Here is a 17966-nt window from a genome sequence, read left to right as displayed (position 1 = left end):
CTGCTCCGGCTTATCTGCTCTTTGGCTTCCGGAGCGCGTTAATCTGGTCTGCTGGAGCGGGTCATCGGTGCGCAGGATCAGCGCGGAGAAGCGCGTCTTTTGGTCGACACACGCCGGTTTGCGAGACCAGCCAACGTCGTGTTCAATGCATCGCCCTTCGCCGATCTTCGCGATAAAAAGTCGGCAAGCCCCCTCGGCGAAGGATGCCGGAAGACCAAGATCGCGGACATGTTAATCCCGAATTGGCGGCGAAGGCGGCGCTGAAGCTCCGGGATCATGATCGAACGCGCGCCAAAATCGAACACGTTATCCGAATCCGCGAGCGAGGGATGGTCCAGGAGCTCCCGCCAGTGAGAGGTGATCGCGCCGCACAGATCGCCGTCCTTCGCCGATCCGCTCGTAGTGGCACTGGCAGGCTTCTCGACAGGCGGTGCCGAGGTCTTGACCTTTTCGGCACACAGCTTTTCGGCGATTGATTTGCGATCGACCTTGCCACTCGCCGTTTTAGGCATCGCGCCGATGATCTGGACACGGTCCGGCGCCATGTAGCCAGGAAGCATCTCACGGACATGGGCGCGAACTACTGTCTCGAGACAGTCGGTTGACGCCCCATCTTTGCTCGTTAGGCAGGCGATCAGTCGTCCCGTTCCATTTGCATCGCGCTCGAAAACCACGGCGACTTCGGCTACGTCCGGGTGATCCGCTATAACGCTCTCAATTTCTCCAAGTTCAACCCTATAGCCGTCGATCTTGACTTGGTGGTCACGGCGACCACAGAAGAAAAAACAACCACTTTCATCTGACGTCGCAAAGTCGCCGGTCCGATACAATCTCGTTGGCGTGCCGTTAATATCGATAGTCACGAAGCGTTCCTCTGTTCGCTCCTTATCCTGGAAATAAGCCTGCGCGAGGCAAACGCCACCAACATAGAGCTCTCCCACCTCTCGTGACCTCACCGGTCGGGCATCTTCACCTAAAATAATGAGTTCGACATTCGGCAGAGCCCGACCGATAGGCGGTAACCTAGGCCATTCGGCTGGATTGCTATCAAGCTCGTGACAGGTGACGACGTGTGTCTCGGAGGGACCGTACTGATTGAAGAGCCGACACTCGGGGAGCTTGCTGAAGAACTCGCGCAAAGCGGAAGAGACCACGAGTTGCTCGCCGGCGGTGTGGATCTCCCGCAGACTGTCGGGAAAAAGATTGCGCTCCACACAATTCGACGCCAATTGTTGGAGAGCGATAAATGGCAGGAACAATCGTTCCACCCGGGCACGCTGTATCTCGTCCGAAAGCAAATCGGGGTCGATCCGCTGTTCATTCGTTAGGATGACGATACGGCCACCAGAACAGAGCGTGGAGAAGATCTCCTGAAACGATACGTCAAACGAAATTGGGGCGAACTGAGCCGTTGCCGCATTGTCCGACAGGGTCGAAAGCTCGATCTGCCAGTCCACGAGGTTTTGAAGTGCTGCCCCTCCCATGTCGACTGCCTTCGGCTTGCCAGTCGATCCCGAGGTAAAGATAACGTAGCCACCGGACTTCGGCGGCAGCGCCAAATCTCGGTTCAACGATTCATCATCGGCTGCGCCCACTCCAACGTCCTCGACCATCACCGCCGAGCATGACGAAACATCCTCGATGATCGCCGAATAGACCGCCGATGAACTGAGGAGCACGCTCGGATCCGCTTGCGCAAGCATCGCGCGAATGCGACGCTCTGGAAGATTTGGTTCCACGGGAACGTAGGAAACACCCAGGATTTGACAACCGAGGATCGCCGCGATCCGGTCAATGCCGATGGGAAAATGAAGGGCGACGCGGTCCAAACCCGCTTCACGTCCAGTTTTTAGGGCGCGAGCTATCTCACAGGCTCGCTGCCACAAATCCATGTAGTTGATCGCTTCTGTTCCGAAAATAACAGCAGGACGACGAGGAAATTCGGATGCATACCAAAGCACTGACGCTGCAATGGTCCGATCTGAAGGGCCTGCGGCCTTTTTTAAACTCTGCATGTTTTCCCTCAGAATGCGAGGACATTGCTAAATAGCTTCGCTTTGATGTATGCGCGGCAAGTTACACGGTCAATCCATTCACCAAAACTTCACATTTTCTTAATATTTCGGCCGAGGTCTGCGGGTGTCGCCGCATTCAGTTGTCCATCCTCCGGGTAGCTCGCTGCCGGTTTCGAACCCATAAGGAAGACGCATTCGTATTTGTGGCCGCGCCACAACTACTCGGTGACGACGTTGTTCATCCGGTGCCGCGCCCGTCCATGGGTATGCGGATGCCGGCGTCCTTCAGCGTGGCCGTGGAGGCGAAGCTCGGGAAGTTGCTCCCCTGTTAGTCAGTTTTGAAGATGTCGGGCCTGTCGTGGCGAGCAACGTACGTGCACCTTTCAGCGCACACGGCTCTTTAGTCAATCTTGGCCCATGGCCATAGCGGTTCACGATAGGTTGCGGGTGACGATGCTGCGGGTTCCGCTCCGGTAGAAATAAGGGTTGCCCCCAGGGTTCCGCAACTCTAAGCAATCCGACAGGATCACAATAACTGAATCACTCACCCCTTTCTACAACGGACCCTTACATTTAAGCGCAGTGCGAAAGCGCAGCCTCGCTTGCCATGATCTCACGGGGGGCCTTCGCCAGAGGCGTACGAAAGGAGCGGCCGTTCGATTCCGCGTTCCTAGGCCGGGACCCGATTTCCCGTACGATCCTTCAGGTCGGACTGGTCAAGAATCGCAAAAATCTGCTCATGCGATTCCATGATGTTGCGCTCGAGGGCGTCGGCGGCAGCCAAGCCGTTGCCCTTCTCCAGCTGGTCGATGATTTCGCGATGATTGTGGTGGCCCGGAACAAATTTGGGTTCCTTTCGCCTGAGGCTGAGGACCGGGCCCGCCTGAAGCCAATGCGCCTCGATCGTGTTCATCAAGACCCGGTTTTGAGAGAGATTGTAAACGGTAAAATGAAACAGTTGATTCAGCTTTATATACGTTTTCACGTCAGCGTTCTTCTCCAGATTGAGCAGATACATCTTGTCGTTGATTTCTCTGATATAGTTCAAGCTCTTCCCAGCAGATTTCTTCGCGCCCCAGACTATGGCCTGCCTTTCATTCAGAAGGCGCACTGCCAGAAGATCGCGTAGGCCTTCAGCAGTGATCATTGGAACGCGCGCGGACTGACGCGGCGCCCGTTCGAGTATGTCGATGCCGCTGAGCCGGTTGAGCGACTCGCGGATCGGCATGTGGCTGGTGCCGAATGCGACAGCCAGTTCCTTGAGACGCATCGGCTGCCCGGGCGAAAATTCCCCGGCCATCAAAGCGTTCTTCAGTTCGGCATAGACATGCTCAATCGTCGAACTCGGGGAAGCCTTCAATGGTGGTATTTCGTATTTCGAGCTTTTTGTCGCCATTTGGCATGATCTCCAAAACCAGGAATGGGTGCTTCGAAGGCCCTGTGAACACGTTTCACGCGCTGCATGAAAACGGCGGGGCACCAGCCCACCCAAGCGCTGATCCGCTGGTCCATGCACGAAGTGCGCCGCATCGCAAACCGCTTGGCACAGCAACGCATCGAACCGGCTCATACGATCGCGTGATCCTGCTGGAGACGCGCTCACCAAGCCCCTTCCCAGAAGGGCACATATCAAACGAAATTTGCGGCTGTAATGCTTGAGTGGCCTTGGGGAAGGCTAAGGTTGCTCCTGGCTCGCGATCCAGTATCTTTTTTCATGACTTTGAATACGCTTGGGACCGTCATCATCGCACTTTTCCATCCTGATCGATGGGCACCTGCCGCCGAGATTTCCGGCAGCGGCGGCCGACGGCAGCCGCCATCTCCAGCGCTCTGGTTCCCAAGCTTCGGCAGCCTTAACAATGTACCAGGCGGAGCCGCTACATTGATATATGCTGGTTTGTTACTGCCAACCAGGTCAACACATGGCCAGCCGCGATGCTAAAGCGAATGTCATAGTGCTGGCCCTCGAGCAATTCGGGACAGATAGTTTGTGTTAGATGCAGTCGTATTTGCCCCTTCCTAGGCGTCGTTCGTAACTCTGCACAGTCGAATCCGAAAAGGCGCCTTGCCACAGGATAGAGCGCTTTGAAAAGTGTTTCTTTAGCCGAAAAAACCAAGCTCGCCAGCCGTTCTGGAGATAGGACGACTTGTCGAGCGATCAAGGCGCGCTCATCCTCATTGATGGTCATGTTTAGGATCGCATCCAGGGCATGACCGCTGGCCAGCGCCTCAACGTCGACACCTGCCCGCCAGTTTCCATTGGCGATGGCGAAACAAGCGCAATGCCCGCGGGCATGCGTTATCGACCCAGCGGAAGAGGAAGGCCAGAGTGGAGCCCCGCCCAGGCCGATTGGAATCTCAGCAGCGGCTTGACCCAGCGCCCGCAATGCGGCCTGTGCCATCGCTCGCCCGGCTAAAAACTCAGCACGGCGTATGGTCACCGCTGCGGACAGACTGGCAGGGCAGTGTAACGCCAGCAGGTTAAACAGGTCGTCCGTATAGCTTTTGAGATCAAACCTGCCGCGCACCAAGATCGCATTGGCGAGCCCGGAATCATGTAACTCAACATCGGTAAAAAATCCACGTGAACGAGCAGATAGAGCGTCAAATTCGAGATCGGCAAAACCGGTCATACCCTGTCGCCTCTGCCCTTAACCCATGTCGCATTTTTATCATGATATTTTCAGGGACCGAGATTAAGTTCTGTTAATTTATATTACGTATTTATTAAGATGGGAGCTGCTCGACATCATACGTTCAGAGACCGTTTGGAAAATCGGTGTGGGGTTTTGCGGTGAAGTGATTTATGATTCAAACTCTGGATGTTGACCGAGCAGAGCCGCGGGCGAATGGCCAAGATCGCCAAGAAAACCAAGCGCCACCGCCCGATGTGATGGACGAGGAATGGGAGCTGATCGCGCCGCTAATGCTCAGGCCCGGGCGTCGCGGCCGTCCGCCGGAAGGTGATCAACGCCGTGCGCTACTTGGTCCGTTCCGGTTGCGGTTGGCGGATGCTGCCGATCCATTTCGGGCCGTGGCAGACGGTCTACGGTTGGTTCCGCGAGTTGGCGCGGCGCTTTCTGTTCCAAACCATCCATGACCTGGCGCTGATGCTGGATCGCGAGCGGGCTGGGTGCGAGGCCAGTCCTACTGCTGGTGTGATCGACAGATCGGTATTCGGCTTGAGCCTCATCGTTTGGCGGTGATGCCATCAAGGTGCTGCGCTTGGAGCTGATGATAAAAGGTGGTCGGTTGCAAACAGCCACAAGCCATCAGGAAGGAGAAGCGTAGCGTCAAACATTGTGCAGGATTGGATTTTTCGGTGAAAGAGACCGCTAGCTCAAGGATCCCGCCTGGCGGTTGGAACGCGTCGGGTTTGAAGCCGGGCTTTGTCGCAATGGCTGTTCGAGGGGCTTGCCAAAGCCGGCTTGCCAGTGGTTTGCATTGCGACGCCCACGTCAACGCCTTCCTGAAGGCGCAGCCGAACAAGACCGACCGCAATGAGGCGCGCGGCATCGCGCAGATGATGCGGGTCAATCTGTTCGCCCGGTGCATGTCAAGACCCTGACGACTGACGAGCCAGAAAGCGTCGGACGCTGCTGACGGCGCGCAAGTGTTGCGCAATTTTGGGCTCAAGGTCGGCATGGTCGGTTCGGTCAAGTTCGAGGAGCGGATCCGCGAGCTCACCGAAGGCATGCCCGATCTGGTCGAGATCGTCGAGCCGCTGCTCGACGCGCGCCGCAAGCTGCCCCAGAATTATGCCGCCCTGCATAGCAAGCTTCTGGCGATCGTCCGGGATGATGAGGTTTGCCGCCGGCTGAGTCGATCCCCCGGTGCCGCCCCGTCGTGTCGCTGGCCTACACCGCGACGATCGATATCCCGACCGCTTCCGCAACTCCAAGGCGGTCGGTCCGATTTTGGGCCCGACGCCGGCGCTCCATGAATCGGGCGAAAGCCGCCGGGTGGGCGGGATCTCGTTATGCGGCGACGGCATGATGCGAACGTTGCTCTACGAGGCCGCGCAGACGCTGCTGACGCGGGTGACGAAATGGTCCTGGCTGAGAAGGCCTGGGCGATGGACATCGCCAAGCGGCGCGGCCAGCAGAAAGCCATCGTTGCGCTCGCCCGCCGGCTGGCGGTGATCATGCATCGCATCTGGAGCGACGGCACACAGTTCCGCTGGACCAGGACGGAAATCAAGCCGGTCGCCGGCTGAACAATTGATAAACATCGCCCCCGATAGACGGTGGAAAGCTGTCCTTCGCGGACGAGGATGAGGTGAGTTCGTCGACTGGCTTGGCTCGATTGCCCATCATCGGCAATCAAGCCGCTCGACAGATTGTTCCACCCATTCTTCTGAATCCCCATAGAGGGCAGGGCCAGAGCGCCGATCCCGGAGAAAAGCAAGGCCCCGCGAAAGACGTCCAATGCCGACGAAGCGACAAGAACTAGGAGGCGCTTGACTTCAAATCGCCGAATAGAGAAGCCAGTCGGTCAAGGCTCAGCAAGCTTAAACACGGGGGTTATTAAGAAGAAGATTGTCGGGCGCAAGCGCCACATTGCCGTCGAGACGGATGGGCGGCACTTGATGGTCAGCCTCAGAGGTGGCTCGGTTTGCCTGAACAGTTCCAGGGCTCTCGCTAACCTTTGCCACCTCTCCAAGGCCAACAACTGCCACCCGGACAGGGTGCCCTCGCGGGTGTCGTTGAGCTATCATTCGGCTTGCGCAGTCCCCCTGCTTAGCTTGCTCGATCGTCTCACTACGAAAATGTCTGGAAATCTTCTCGCTTTGGAAATGTCAGTTGAAACGGACAGTATCCGTTCGTCGCACAAAGCGACTGCCAGCAGTCGACGGCCCGAAAAGCGACTTTTCGGGCCGCCCTGGGAGGCGACATCCGCTTCACTGGAAGCGGATGTCGGAGAGTCGGTGCACGACGTAGATCAGCAGTATGGTCGCGAGCACCATTATCGCCGAAATCGCGTTCACCGTCGGGCTGACGCCGGCACGCATCTGACCCCAAATCACGATCGGAAGTGTATTGTCGGATCCGATCGTGAAGAACGACACGCTGAACTCGTCGAGCGACCACGCAACAACGAGAAGCGCCGCACCTACCATGGCACTCCGTATCAGAGGCAACGTGACCCGGTAGAATGCCTGAGCGGGGTTCGCTCCCAGTGTTGCCGCTGCTTCGGGGATCTGCGGGTCAAGGCTCGCAATTCGGCTGGTGAGTGTGAACACCATGAATGGCAGAGTTATCAGTACGTGGCCGATGATAGCGGTCCATACCGAAAGACCGATGCCAAGGCTCGTGAAGAATGATAGCAAAGAGATCCCGAGCAGAAGGTGCGGCAAGAGCAATGGCAGCGCCATCAAACCAGCGAACAGCGATGCGCGACGGAATCTGAATCTGGCGATGGCGAAGGCTGCCGAAGTGCCGATCAGTATGCAGCAGATCGTGGTGCCGAGCGCGACGAACACACTGTTGATCGCAGCCTTACGCATGATCGGGTCGCGCGCGACAGACATATACCATTCCGTCGTCGGGCCCTCGAAAGGGAAAGCCGCAAGTCCTTTCGCATCGAAGGAAAAAAGGACCACGATGGCGATAGGAGCGAAGAGAAATACCAGCAGGATTGCCGTGTATAAACTAAACGCAAAAGTCGAGAGACGTCCCTGGTTCATGGTCGATCCTTGATTCCAATACGCCTCAGCAAAGCGGTGACCGCCCATAGGAATATCCCCATGGAAATTACCAAGCTGAACGCAATTGCGGACCCGAGCGGCCAGTCAAATGAAAGACCAAATCGACCGACCACTGCGTTCCCGGCAAGCTGCGCCTTGGGTCCGCCAAGAAGTTGAGGGGTGACGAAATCGCCAGCTGCGATGACGAACGTCAGCGCAAACGCGGACACGATACCGCGGCTGGCCATTGGCACGGTGACCCGGAAAAAGGCACCGAGCGAAGTGGCGCCGAGGCTCTTCGCTGCCTCGATACATTGCGCCGACACCCCGGAAAGGGCCGAAGCGAGCGGAACTATCGCGATCGGTACGAGGATGCTTGTCAAAGTCACGATCACGGCAGCCTTGCTATACGCGAAGGTTTCCAATGGCGCGTCGGTGACACCCGTCCAGCTCAGCAACTGGCTGATCGCACCATTGCGGCCGAGGAGTGACCGCCATGCGTAAATCCGCACGATGTAGGCTGTGAACAGGGAGACCATCACCAGGAGCAGAATAACGGTCCCTGCCCGCCGAAGCGGGCCTAGCGTGATCGCATATGCCAACGGAAACGCAAGCACGACTGACGCCAGCCCGATCGTCGATCCCATCCAAAGAGATCGCAGCAGAATTTCACGGAACATTGGGTCCGTGAAGATCTTGATGTAATTCTCTGGCGAGGTACCGAACGAAATATCGGCGTAGCTTGTGCTACCGAAAGAATACGCGAATAACACGCCGCATGGGATAATGAAGAAGACGGCCATGAAGAGGCTGGCCGGCGCAGCCATGAGGTAAAACTGCCTAACCATTGGTGTCGTCTTCGATTTGCGCGACCGAGTTGTCCGGCCAGCTGAGAAGAACGCGGTCGCCTTGCGAGAATGCGCCGCCTCCGCCGGGGAGAACCGGTTGCTGGACCATAATGCTTTGCTCGCCGACCTGGACCAGATAGCGCCTGAATGCGCCTTGAAAGATTGCCTCTCTAACCTGTCCGGTTAGCGAATTTGGCTCGGACGCGACAGACGAGACGTTCGGTGCCACCTCAATCTTTATGGACTCGGGTCGGACGCAGACGAGGCCCGCTCCCGTGTCTCGATCATCGTGAGCATCGAAGCGGATGTTCACATCAGCCGATTGAAGCAAGGACTTATTTCCCTCACGGCGGAGCGACCCGGTGAAGATGTTCGCTTCCCCCAAAAACTTTGCGCTGAACAAAGTTTTCGGTCGGCTATAAACCTCCTCAGGTGAGCCACGTTGAACGATGGTTCCGCTGTTCATAAGGACGATCTCGTCGCTCATGACCATCGCCTCGTCCTGATCGTGTGTGACGAACAGGAAGGTCGCGCCGATGCTACGCTGCAGCTGCCGAAGTTCGAGCTGCATCGCTTGGCGAAGCTTGAGGTCCAGTGCTGACATCGGCTCATCGAGCAGCAAAACCGGTGGTCCGGCAGCAAGAGCGCGCGCGAGCGCCACTCGCTGAGCCTGGCCGCCGGAAAGCTGATCGATCGGGCGATCTGCAAAGGCGCTCAGCCTGACGATCTCGAGAAGCTCGCCAATGCGATTGGCAGCCTTGTTGTTCTCCACCCGTTGCAGCGATAGCGCAAACCCGACATTCTGGCTTACCGTCATGTGGGGAAACAGCGCGTAGCGCTGGAAAACGAGACCAACAGGGCGGCGATGCGGCGGCGTCAGCGACAGATCTTTCCCCGCTATCACAACGCGCCCTGTTGATTGACGATCCAGCCCGGCGATGATGCGCATCAACGTCGTCTTGCCGCAGCCTGACGGACCAAGCAAAGAGACAAAGCGGCCAGGCGCCACATCGAGCGAAATTCTCGACAGGGCGGTGAATGTGCCAAACAACTTCGTGACCCCTTGGACCGAGACTGCGGAATTTCCAACTTCCTGCGAGATCATGACAGCTTGATTCGTTCCCAAGCCTCGGTCCAATCGCGCATGGTTGCGATTCCACCCTCGGCCTCAAGGGCCGGCGGAATATAGAACGTGTTCTTTTCCAGGAAGGCCGGAAGATCTTCGTAAGGATAAAGCTTTCGCTGATCCTCAGGCAGAAGCGCAACCGCCTCGGCGTTCACAACGCCACAGCCGATTGCAGCGCCGATGATGGCGTTGCCCTCTGCGGAAAGCATCTGATTGAGGAACGCGTAAGTCTGCTCCAGATGCGGCGCCTTTGCGGCGATGCAGTATGAGTCACACCAGAGGAATGTGCCGTCTTCCGGTGGAACATAGGACACTCCATCGATGCCCTTCGCCTTCAGCTTGGTGTCGATAAACCGCCATCCGAGTACACTTGCTTGTGCATCCCCGCGAGCCAGAACGTCAGCAATATCACCAAAGCTTGGCGCAATCGTAGTCAGGTTGGCCTTGACCGGCATGAAAGCTTCGGCAGCCTGACTGACCTGATCCTTGGTCATGTTGGAGAAATCAGAGGATTTGAATAGTGCCCGTGCGAAGATCCAGAGGTTTGCCGGATCATCCAGCGTGATGAGCTTTCCGCGGTACTTCTCATCGCCGAGATCGGCCCATTTCTCAGGAAGATCCTTGAAAAGGTCTGCGCGGTAGCTCATCGGATAGTCGCTCCAGCTCACCGGGACGGCATAGTTCCTGCCTTCCGACTGCTGCCACGCCATGTTACGGAACTGGCTGAAGAAGCGCTCGCTGCTTGGCAGTTTCGTCGCGTCAATCGGCTCGACCAGCTTTGTCCTGATCAGGGGCTCGACGGCACTGATGCCGGGCGTGACAACGTCAATCGACCCCACTCCGCCGCTACGGAGTTTCGTTACAATCTCAGCATTGCCGGTGATGTATTGGGCATCCAGGGTGAGACCCTGCGTAGCAAGCGTTCCCATTGCCTTGGGGTCGTCGTAACCCTGCCAACCGAGGAACTTGAGCGTGACGTTGAGCGCTCCGGCACTTGCTGCCGCTCGCGCGCCCATTGAAGGATATACTGCAGCCATGCCGACGGCGCCAAGAAGCGCTCCTTGGCGAGCAAGGAATTCACGACGATTCATCTTTAGTCTCCCGGTTTTGGCCGCCAGCTTTCCCGTGCTGATCGGCAACATGATCCTTGATCAAAGATCAACGCGAGTCAATAGCGTTTTCAGGCGATTCTTCAGGCTTTTGAGCGAAAAAACCAAGTCGATCATGCGGTGCACATCGACGCCAAAACTGAAAGCGCCGCCGGCTGGCTCGGAGGCGCTGTTTCGGCCAACCGAGCGGCAAGCAATTGGGGCATCTCAGGCAAGGCGCCCTTGTTCTCACACTTCGGGTCGCCCTCACTGGCCGACCCGAGCGAGCACCGGGTCAGTCAGTCGTCATCAAGCCTCCACTAGCTGCAGCGGTGTTGATCGAGCTACGAAGACGGCCACCGAAGCGAACCGTGTAGGTGGAGTTGCATGCGCGTATCCGTCCGCCAGCCCCTCCGGCAGATCGAGGTGGCCAAAAGCTCGATCGATATAACTTTCGACACTTTCAAGGAAAGACACTTCGCCCAACGCGGCCATAATTATCTACTTGGCGAGAAGTGCTTTGGCGGCCGCAAAGAGCTCCAGCGCTTCCGGATTGGCGAGCGCTTCCTTGTTCTTCACCGGTCTGCCATGCACGACGTCGCGGACGGCGAGTTCGACGATCTTGCCGGACCTGGTGCGCGGGATGTCGGCGACCTCGATGATCTTGGCCGGCACATGCCGGGGCGAGGCGCCGGTGCGGATCTTTGTCTTGATCTTCTTTTCGAGATTGGCGTCCAACTCTAGCCCGGGTGCGAGGCGGACGAAGAGGATCACGCGGACATCGTCGTCCCAGTCCTGGCCGATGCAGATGGCTTCCGCGACTTCATCGAGCTGTTCGACCTGGTTGTAGATCTCGGCGGTGCCGATACGGACGCCTCCGGGATTGAGTGTGGCGTCCGAGCGGCCGTGGATGATCAGGCCGTCATGGTCGGTCCATTCGGCGAAATCGCCGTGGCACCAGACATTGTCGAAACGCTCGAAATACGCCGCGCGGTATTTCGCGCCGTCCTTGTCGTTCCAGAAGCCCACCGGCATCGATGGGAAGGCGCGGGTGCAGACCAGCTCGCCCTTCTCCCGACGCACCGGCTTGCCTTCGTCGTCCCAGACATCGACCGCCAGGCCGAGTCCTGGGCCCTGAATCTCGCCGCGCCATACCGGCTTGACCGGATTGCCGAGCACGAAGCAGGAGACGATGTCGGTGCCACCGGAAATCGAGGCGAACTGGACGTCCGGCTTGATGCTGTCATAGACGAAAGAGAAGCCCTTCGGAGATAGTGGCGAACCGGTCGAGGTAATGAGTCGCAGCTCGGAGAGATCATGTGTCTTCAAGGGTTCGATGCCGCTTTTGCGGATGGCGTCGATGTATTTGGCGGAGGTGCCGAAGACGGCGAATTTCTCTTCCGCTGCATAGTCCCACAGCAGGTTGCCCGTGGGCGCGAACGGCGAGCCGTCAAACAGGCAGAGTGTTGCGCCGCTCGCTAGCCCCGAGGCCAGCCAGTTCCACATCATCCAGCCGCAGGTGGTGAAGTAGAACATCTTGTCGCCATCGCCGACACCGGAATGGAAACGGTGCTCCTTCAGATGCTGCAACAGCGTGCCGCCGGCTGAATGGACGATGCATTTCGGAACACCGGTCGTGCCGGAGGAGAAGAGGATATAGAGTGGGTGGCCGAACGGCAGTTTCTCGTATTCAACCCGCTTGGCGGTGTAAGGAATCGTCGCGGCGTCAAAGGTCCGCGCATTGGCGAGCGATGTGGCCAGCGCCTCGGCATCGCCGGCATATTTGACCACCATGACCGGGCAGCCGAGCATCGGCGCCATGGCGCGGACCTTGTCGCCGACATCCTGCAGCTTGCCACTGTACCAATAAGCGTCGCAGGTGATGAAAAGCTTGGGCTCGATCTGGCCGAAGCGGTCCAGCACGCCCTGTTCGCCGAAATCAGGCGAGCAGGACGACCAGATGGCGCCGATCGATGCGGCGGCCAGCATGCAGGCAATGGTCTCCGGCATGTTCGGCATCATCGCCGATATGCGGTCGCCCCTGCCCAGCCCCATCGCGCGGAATGCCTGCTGCAGCTTGGAGACGGAGGAGTGGAGCTGATCCCAACTCCAGCGGTAACTGACCTTGTCCTCGCCGCGGAAGATCAGCGCATCCTCGGGACCATGCTTGATTAGGAGGTTTTCGGCGAAGTTTAGGCTGGCGTCAGGAAAGAAGCGAGCGTCGAGCATGACGTCGCCGTTGATGAGATCGCGCGGCCCGGGCTGTCCAATCACGCCGCAATAATCCCAGACGGCAGACCAGAAAGTCCCGCGTTCATCGATTGACCATTGTTGAAAGGCATCATGGTCGGGTAGATCAGCCTTGTAGGTCCACGCGCAGAATTTGCGAAATGTCGTGATTGCGCTCGTGTGAATTTGGTCTGCGCTGGGCTGAAATAAGGGTGAGTCGATCATCGACGAGTTCCTTTAAATCAAACATTTTGGCGGCCGCGGGACAGATGCCAGACCGATGCGATGGAGGCGCCGGGCACAACCAGATTTGTCGCCAACCCGCTAGGAGGGAGAGAGGTTAGTTGCGCCGCGATGAGTGCGCATGGCGGCATCGACACAAGTCCTGCATCTCGGGATAGCTAGCCTAGGTAGGATGCTATGACTGCAGGATCGTCCCTTATCTCTGCTGCTGACCCGGACAATGCAACGCGCCCCTGCTCAACGACATAAGCATGTTGTGCATACTCAAGCGCAAGCATGGCGTTCTGTTCGACGATCAACACACCGATCCCGTTTTCGCGCGAATAGTCGCTGATGGCCGAGATGAGCTGCTCTTCGACCATAGGGGCGAGTCCAATGGACGGCTCATCAAGCAGAAGCATTTTCGGCTGCGCCATCAGCGCGCGGCCGAAAGCCAGCATCTGCTGTTCACCGCCGCTCATTCTACCGGCTTGTTGTTTTTGACGGTTGGCGAGCACAGGAAAGAGTTCAAAAATCCGCTCCAGCGTCTTGCGCCGCACTGCGGGGTCAGGCCGAACGGTCGCGCCAAGCAACAGGTTCTCCAGGACTGACAGTTTCGGAAAAAGCTCGCGTCCCTCGGGCACAAGCGAGATGCCTTTTCGCACGATCTCATCCGGAGCGAGCCCATTGAGCCTTGCACCGTCCAACCGGATCTCGCCGGAAGCGAGTTTGACGAGACCACAGATAGCATTCATCAGGGTCGTCTTTCCCGCGCCGTTGCTGCCGACAACTGCAGTCACTTCCCCAGTGCTGGCCGTAAAGCTCATCCCATTGAGCGCGCGGACGCCACCATATTCGAGTACGAGATCTTTGGCCTCAAGCATCACTATTCCTCTTCTGACCAAGATACGCCTTGATCACTTCAGGATGACGTCCGATTTCGTCAGGCGTTCCTTCAGCAATGACGCGGCCAAAATTCAAAACGGTGATCCTGTCACAGAGACGCATCACCGATTTCATGTCGTGCTCGACGAGCAAAATCGAGATTCCATCTGCCCGCAGCTGTTCCACCAGTGTCGAGACCTCGGCCTTTTCGGTTGCATGCAGCCCTGCCAACGGTTCGTCCAGGAGCAGTATTCGAGGGCGGGTCGCCAGCGCGGTTGCGATGCTTAGGACGCGCCTCAGGCCACCTGGAAGGTTACCGGCAGGTTCATTGGCGCGTGATGCAAGGCCCATCCGCTCAAGTGCCTCGAACGCAGCAATATTGATCTTCGCGGTCTCTCCGGTCGGTATCCATCTCTTGGGGTTCCACGCCGATCCATGTGCAGCTCGGACGCCGAGCGCCACGGCTTCCAGCAGGGTCCCCGAAGTGTAGACCCTCGTAAGCTGAAATGTTCGAACCAGGCCCAGTCTGGCAACACGATGCGAGGCGAATCCTTCGACGCGGACACCATCCAGGCTGACGTCACCAGCAGAAGGTTTCAGGCTTCCGCTTATCAAGTTCATCGTCGTCGATTTGCCCGAACCATTCGGCCCGATAAGGCCGCGGATCTCGCCCCGTCCGACCTTGAGCGACACTCCATCTACCGCTTTCAAACTGCCGAAGATCTTGCTTATATTGTTGACCTCAAGCATTCTTAGTCCTCCAGGCCATGAGGCGGCCACGCGCCCATTGTCCGAAGAGTATCGCGATGATGACAAGCACCCCCCAGATCATCGGAACGAACTCAGGGACAAATCTGAAAGTTTCTTCGATCAGCGTAAGAAACAACAGTCCGAGAATTGGACCGGAAAAACGGGTCGTGCCTCCGATCACGCAGGCCGCGACGACCTTGAACATCAGCATGGCATTGATGTCCGACGGCGAGACGATGCCGTTGTACGTGGCGAATAAACCTCCGGCTATTCCGGCGCCGAATGAGCCAAGTATGAACGCCAGGGCGCGCAACGCCCAGGCATCGATCCCGATTGACGACGATAGTGGCTCGTCCTCGCCGACAGCCTTGATCTTCAACCCCGTGTCGGAGGCATCCAGTGACGCGTAGAAGATGCCCAGCAAGACCAGCACAGCGGCCACCAGGCATAGGAACTCCAGCGTCGACGACGGGTTGGGCAGGATTTCGGGTCGCTCTATGAAGGCGATGCCCGATGTGCCGCCAGTGATTTCCCGGAACTGAATGAAGCATTGGCGCAGGGCCTCTCCCGCCGCAAAGGTCGACAGGAAGAAGTAATATTGTCGGGTCCGAAGCACGGGGTAGGACAGTAGCCCCGCAAATAGCGCCGCGAACAAACCCCCTGCGACGATCGCCACGAGCACCGGCAGGTCGAATGGCGGCTTCGTAAGGATTGCGACGGAATAGCCGCCGATCCCCATGATGGCGATATGCGCGAACGACCAACCTCCCATTGTCGTGATGGTGCGATACGACAGCACCAGGATGGACGTCAAGCCGAAGAGCACGAGGACACCAAGCATGTAGTTGCTGCCGAGGAAGCCGCCGACGACAAGCGCGGCGCCCAGTGCGCACACGGTCAGTAAATCGCGTCGGAACGCACTCATTATTCCTTCTCCCCGAACAGGCCCGATGGCTTAACACTCAGGACGAACAGCATGACTGCCGCGCTCGTGAGAGCGAGAAAACGACCGGCACCGAACTGAGACATGAGGGTATCGAGGATACCGAAAATGGCAGCAGCAGCGACCGCACCCCAGATGTTGCCAATACCACCAACGATGATGATGATGAACGCCTTCCATAGCGCACCCGCGCCCATGAAGGGAGAGATCTGGCTGATCGGGCCCATTGCCGCACCGCATATTCCCGCGATCGACGATCCGAGGATGAGCGTAAGTCGGCCCACCTTCTCGGTTCGTATGCCTTGCAAGAGAGCGCCGCGCGGGTTTTGAGCTACCGCGCGAATGCGCCGACCTGCCTCGGACCTCATGAGGAAAACCCACAGACCGGCTGCCAGCGCTGCGGCCGCCCCGATGACGACGAGCCTCGATGCCGGAAGAATGGCGCCGCCGAAGTTCACGACGCCTCGAACGGGCGGGGCGATCGAAAGACCAACGGGCCCAAAGATTTGAACGACAATCGTCTGAATTACATACGACAACGCAAGCGTCGATATGAAAATCGCCAAAGGCTTGTCGCCGAGTGGCACGACCATTGTTCTGTGTAGCACCAGGCCGAGGAGCCCGGTCACCGCCGCCGCAACGATTGCACCGATGGCCCATGCGACAGGACCACCCACCTGGGGTGAGAGAGTCGAAATACAGAGATATGTTGCGTACGCGCCGATCATGAAGAATTCGCCATGGGCGAAATTGATGATCCGCATCACTCCGAAAACCAATGCCAGACCGAGGGCGAAGCAAAGGTAAAAGGACGTGAGCGATAGGCAATTCAAAAAGATTTGCATCGGGTCTGTCACCTGAGAGAGGTCGGAGTGGCCGCGGCAAGTCCGCGGCCAGCTATGCCCATAAGCCTCACTTTGCCGAAACTTGGCCGCCTTCAGACAGTGCCGGCAGCGCTGCGTCTTTGTGAGCATTCCACCAGGCAGCCACATCAACGACGGCGTCAACCTTCACACCGCCCTTGTCGTCCGTCACGTAGACCGGAAGAGGGGTCATCAGCCAGTTGTTGGCACCGAAGAGTTCCGATCCACCCCAGCGCGAGGGTCCGAAAAGAGGCTGGTTCACAGTGTCGCTTGCGAAAAGCGCGTCCCGCACACCTGCACCGGTGGGATCGGAGGACTTCTGAATCCCCGCCTCGATGGTTGTCATCGCTGCGTAGGCGACCGACGCGAGTGCCGACCATTCCTTCTCGCCGAACTTCTCGACGTAAGTCTTGTAGAATGCCGACACGCGCGGGCTGAAGTTCGGCTCCGAAGCATCGACGACATAAGCGCTGAAGATACGGCCAGCGACTTCTGAAGCCGGAACACGTTCCGTTACCAGGCCCATGGTCCAGCCTTCGCTGCCGTAGAGCCCCTTGTAGCCCAACTGCTCCATCGACTCGATGAACAGGGCCTGCTGTCCAGGTGTGAAGCCCAGCTCGACGACAAGGTCGGGATTGGATGCCATCACCGGTGTGGCCAGACCGAGCATGTCCGACGTCGATGCCGGATCATAGGGTTGCGAGTAAACGATCTCGACGCGATCCAGGTAGGGAGCGAGGCCTGCCTTGTAATAGGCGAGCGCCGCCTGGCCGAAGGAGTGGTCGGCCGTCACGATTGCGACACGCTTGATCTCTGGCCGGGTCTCCAGAAGATGGCTGACAAGAAACATGTACGACGCCGGCGAGCCGGTGACCGAACCGATGAGGAACGGATACTTGGCGCTGAGATAGCCAGCACCATAGCTTGTTGTTAGGACCTTGTTTTGTGTGGTGATCTCGGCGACGGCCTGGCGTGAAGCAGGGGTGAAAGTCTGGAGAATGAAGCTCACCTTGTCATCGAGAATCGCACGGCGGAAAGCGTTCAGCTCATCACCGGCGGTATAGCAATTGTTGTCGTAGCCGGTTACCTCGATCTTATGCTTTTTCCCCGTTGCGTCAGCGATACCGCCGTTCGCGTTGAATTCTTCGGCCCAGATCTGGACACCGCGAGTGATCGGAACGCCCCATTGAGCGCACTCGCCTGCCTGTGGCTGGACCACTCCCACTTTGATCGTATCTTCGGCGGCCGCCGACGTTCCTAGAGCACCGGCAAATGCGCCGGCGATCAGCAGTCTAGTAAGCACGTTCATGT

General features: G+C 58.0%; 13 protein-coding genes and 2 pseudogenes. 2 read left to right on the top strand and 13 right to left on the bottom strand.

Annotated features, from left to right (window positions below):
• Nucleotides 1-77: 77 nt before the first annotated feature.
• From NKJ01_RS02480 to NKJ01_RS02470, 3 genes are all read right to left on the bottom strand, one after another.
• The gene (locus tag NKJ01_RS02480) at nt 78-2015 is read right to left on the bottom strand and encodes an amino acid adenylation domain-containing protein (protein ID WP_352725752.1); all 1938 of its coding nucleotides are present in this window, start codon (nt 2013-2015) and stop codon (nt 78-80) included.
• A gap of 670 nt (nt 2016-2685) precedes the next feature.
• Nucleotides 2686-3411 carry a GntR family transcriptional regulator gene (locus tag NKJ01_RS02475; protein WP_352725750.1) on the bottom strand — a complete coding sequence of 242 codons (726 nt, stop codon included), beginning with the start codon at nt 3409-3411 and terminating at the stop codon, nt 2686-2688.
• Nucleotides 3412-3892: 481 nt separating this feature from the next.
• Nucleotides 3893-4648: a 4'-phosphopantetheinyl transferase family protein gene (locus NKJ01_RS02470; RefSeq protein WP_352725748.1), complete on the bottom strand. Its 756-nt coding sequence runs from the start codon at nt 4646-4648 to the stop codon at nt 3893-3895.
• A 189-nt stretch (nt 4649-4837) separates the two neighbouring features.
• Here NKJ01_RS02470 and NKJ01_RS02465 point away from each other — a divergent pair.
• A pseudogene (locus NKJ01_RS02465) lies at nt 4838-5182 on the top strand (transposase); the annotation flags it as partial.
• Nucleotides 5183-5325: 143 nt separating this feature from the next.
• Nucleotides 5326-6231, top strand: a pseudogene (locus NKJ01_RS02460) (IS110 family RNA-guided transposase).
• A 684-nt stretch (nt 6232-6915) separates the two neighbouring features.
• Here the strand turns inward: NKJ01_RS02460 and NKJ01_RS02450 are convergent.
• From NKJ01_RS02450 to NKJ01_RS02405, 10 genes are all read right to left on the bottom strand, one after another.
• Nucleotides 6916-7701, bottom strand: a complete 786-nt coding sequence (locus NKJ01_RS02450; protein ID WP_352725746.1) for an ABC transporter permease — start codon at nt 7699-7701, stop codon at nt 6916-6918.
• Complete coding sequence (locus NKJ01_RS02445) at nt 7698-8528, bottom strand: ABC transporter permease (protein ID WP_352725744.1); 831 nt, start codon at nt 8526-8528, stop codon at nt 7698-7700. Before NKJ01_RS02445 ends, NKJ01_RS02450 begins: the two co-directional genes overlap by 4 nt.
• Before the next feature lie 13 nt (nt 8529-8541).
• The gene (locus NKJ01_RS02440) at nt 8542-9654 is read right to left on the bottom strand and encodes an ABC transporter ATP-binding protein (protein ID WP_352725742.1); all 1113 of its coding nucleotides are present in this window, start codon (nt 9652-9654) and stop codon (nt 8542-8544) included.
• A complete protein-coding gene (locus NKJ01_RS02435; RefSeq protein ID WP_352725740.1) occupies nt 9651-10766 on the bottom strand; it encodes an ABC transporter substrate-binding protein in 1116 nt (371 codons plus the stop codon). The genes NKJ01_RS02440 and NKJ01_RS02435 overlap by 4 nt, the downstream gene beginning before the upstream one ends.
• Nucleotides 10767-11264: 498 nt before the next feature.
• Nucleotides 11265-13217 (bottom strand): acetoacetate--CoA ligase, encoded by a 1953-nt coding sequence (locus tag NKJ01_RS02430; protein ID WP_352725738.1) that lies wholly within the window; start codon nt 13215-13217, stop codon nt 11265-11267.
• A 176-nt stretch (nt 13218-13393) separates the two neighbouring features.
• Nucleotides 13394-14098 (bottom strand): ABC transporter ATP-binding protein, encoded by a 705-nt coding sequence (locus NKJ01_RS02425; RefSeq protein ID WP_352725736.1) that lies wholly within the window; start codon nt 14096-14098, stop codon nt 13394-13396.
• Nucleotides 14091-14849 (bottom strand): ABC transporter ATP-binding protein, encoded by a 759-nt coding sequence (locus NKJ01_RS02420; protein ID WP_352725734.1) that lies wholly within the window; start codon nt 14847-14849, stop codon nt 14091-14093. The genes NKJ01_RS02425 and NKJ01_RS02420 overlap by 8 nt, the downstream gene beginning before the upstream one ends.
• Complete coding sequence (locus NKJ01_RS02415; protein ID WP_352725732.1) at nt 14842-15774, bottom strand: branched-chain amino acid ABC transporter permease; 933 nt, start codon at nt 15772-15774, stop codon at nt 14842-14844. Before NKJ01_RS02415 ends, NKJ01_RS02420 begins: the two co-directional genes overlap by 8 nt.
• Nucleotides 15774-16637, bottom strand: a complete 864-nt coding sequence (locus NKJ01_RS02410; protein ID WP_352725730.1) for a branched-chain amino acid ABC transporter permease — start codon at nt 16635-16637, stop codon at nt 15774-15776. The genes NKJ01_RS02415 and NKJ01_RS02410 overlap by 1 nt, the downstream gene beginning before the upstream one ends.
• A 67-nt stretch (nt 16638-16704) precedes the next feature.
• Nucleotides 16705-17964, bottom strand: a complete 1260-nt coding sequence (locus NKJ01_RS02405) for an ABC transporter substrate-binding protein (RefSeq protein ID WP_352725728.1) — start codon at nt 17962-17964, stop codon at nt 16705-16707.
• Between the last annotated feature and the right edge of the window lie 2 nt (nt 17965-17966).

This window comes from Mesorhizobium sp. M0276 (assembly GCF_040321755.1).
Lineage (GTDB): Bacteria > Pseudomonadota > Alphaproteobacteria > Rhizobiales > Rhizobiaceae > Mesorhizobium.
Note: the sequence above shows the minus strand (reverse complement) of the source record. Positions and strands in the feature narration are given on the sequence as shown.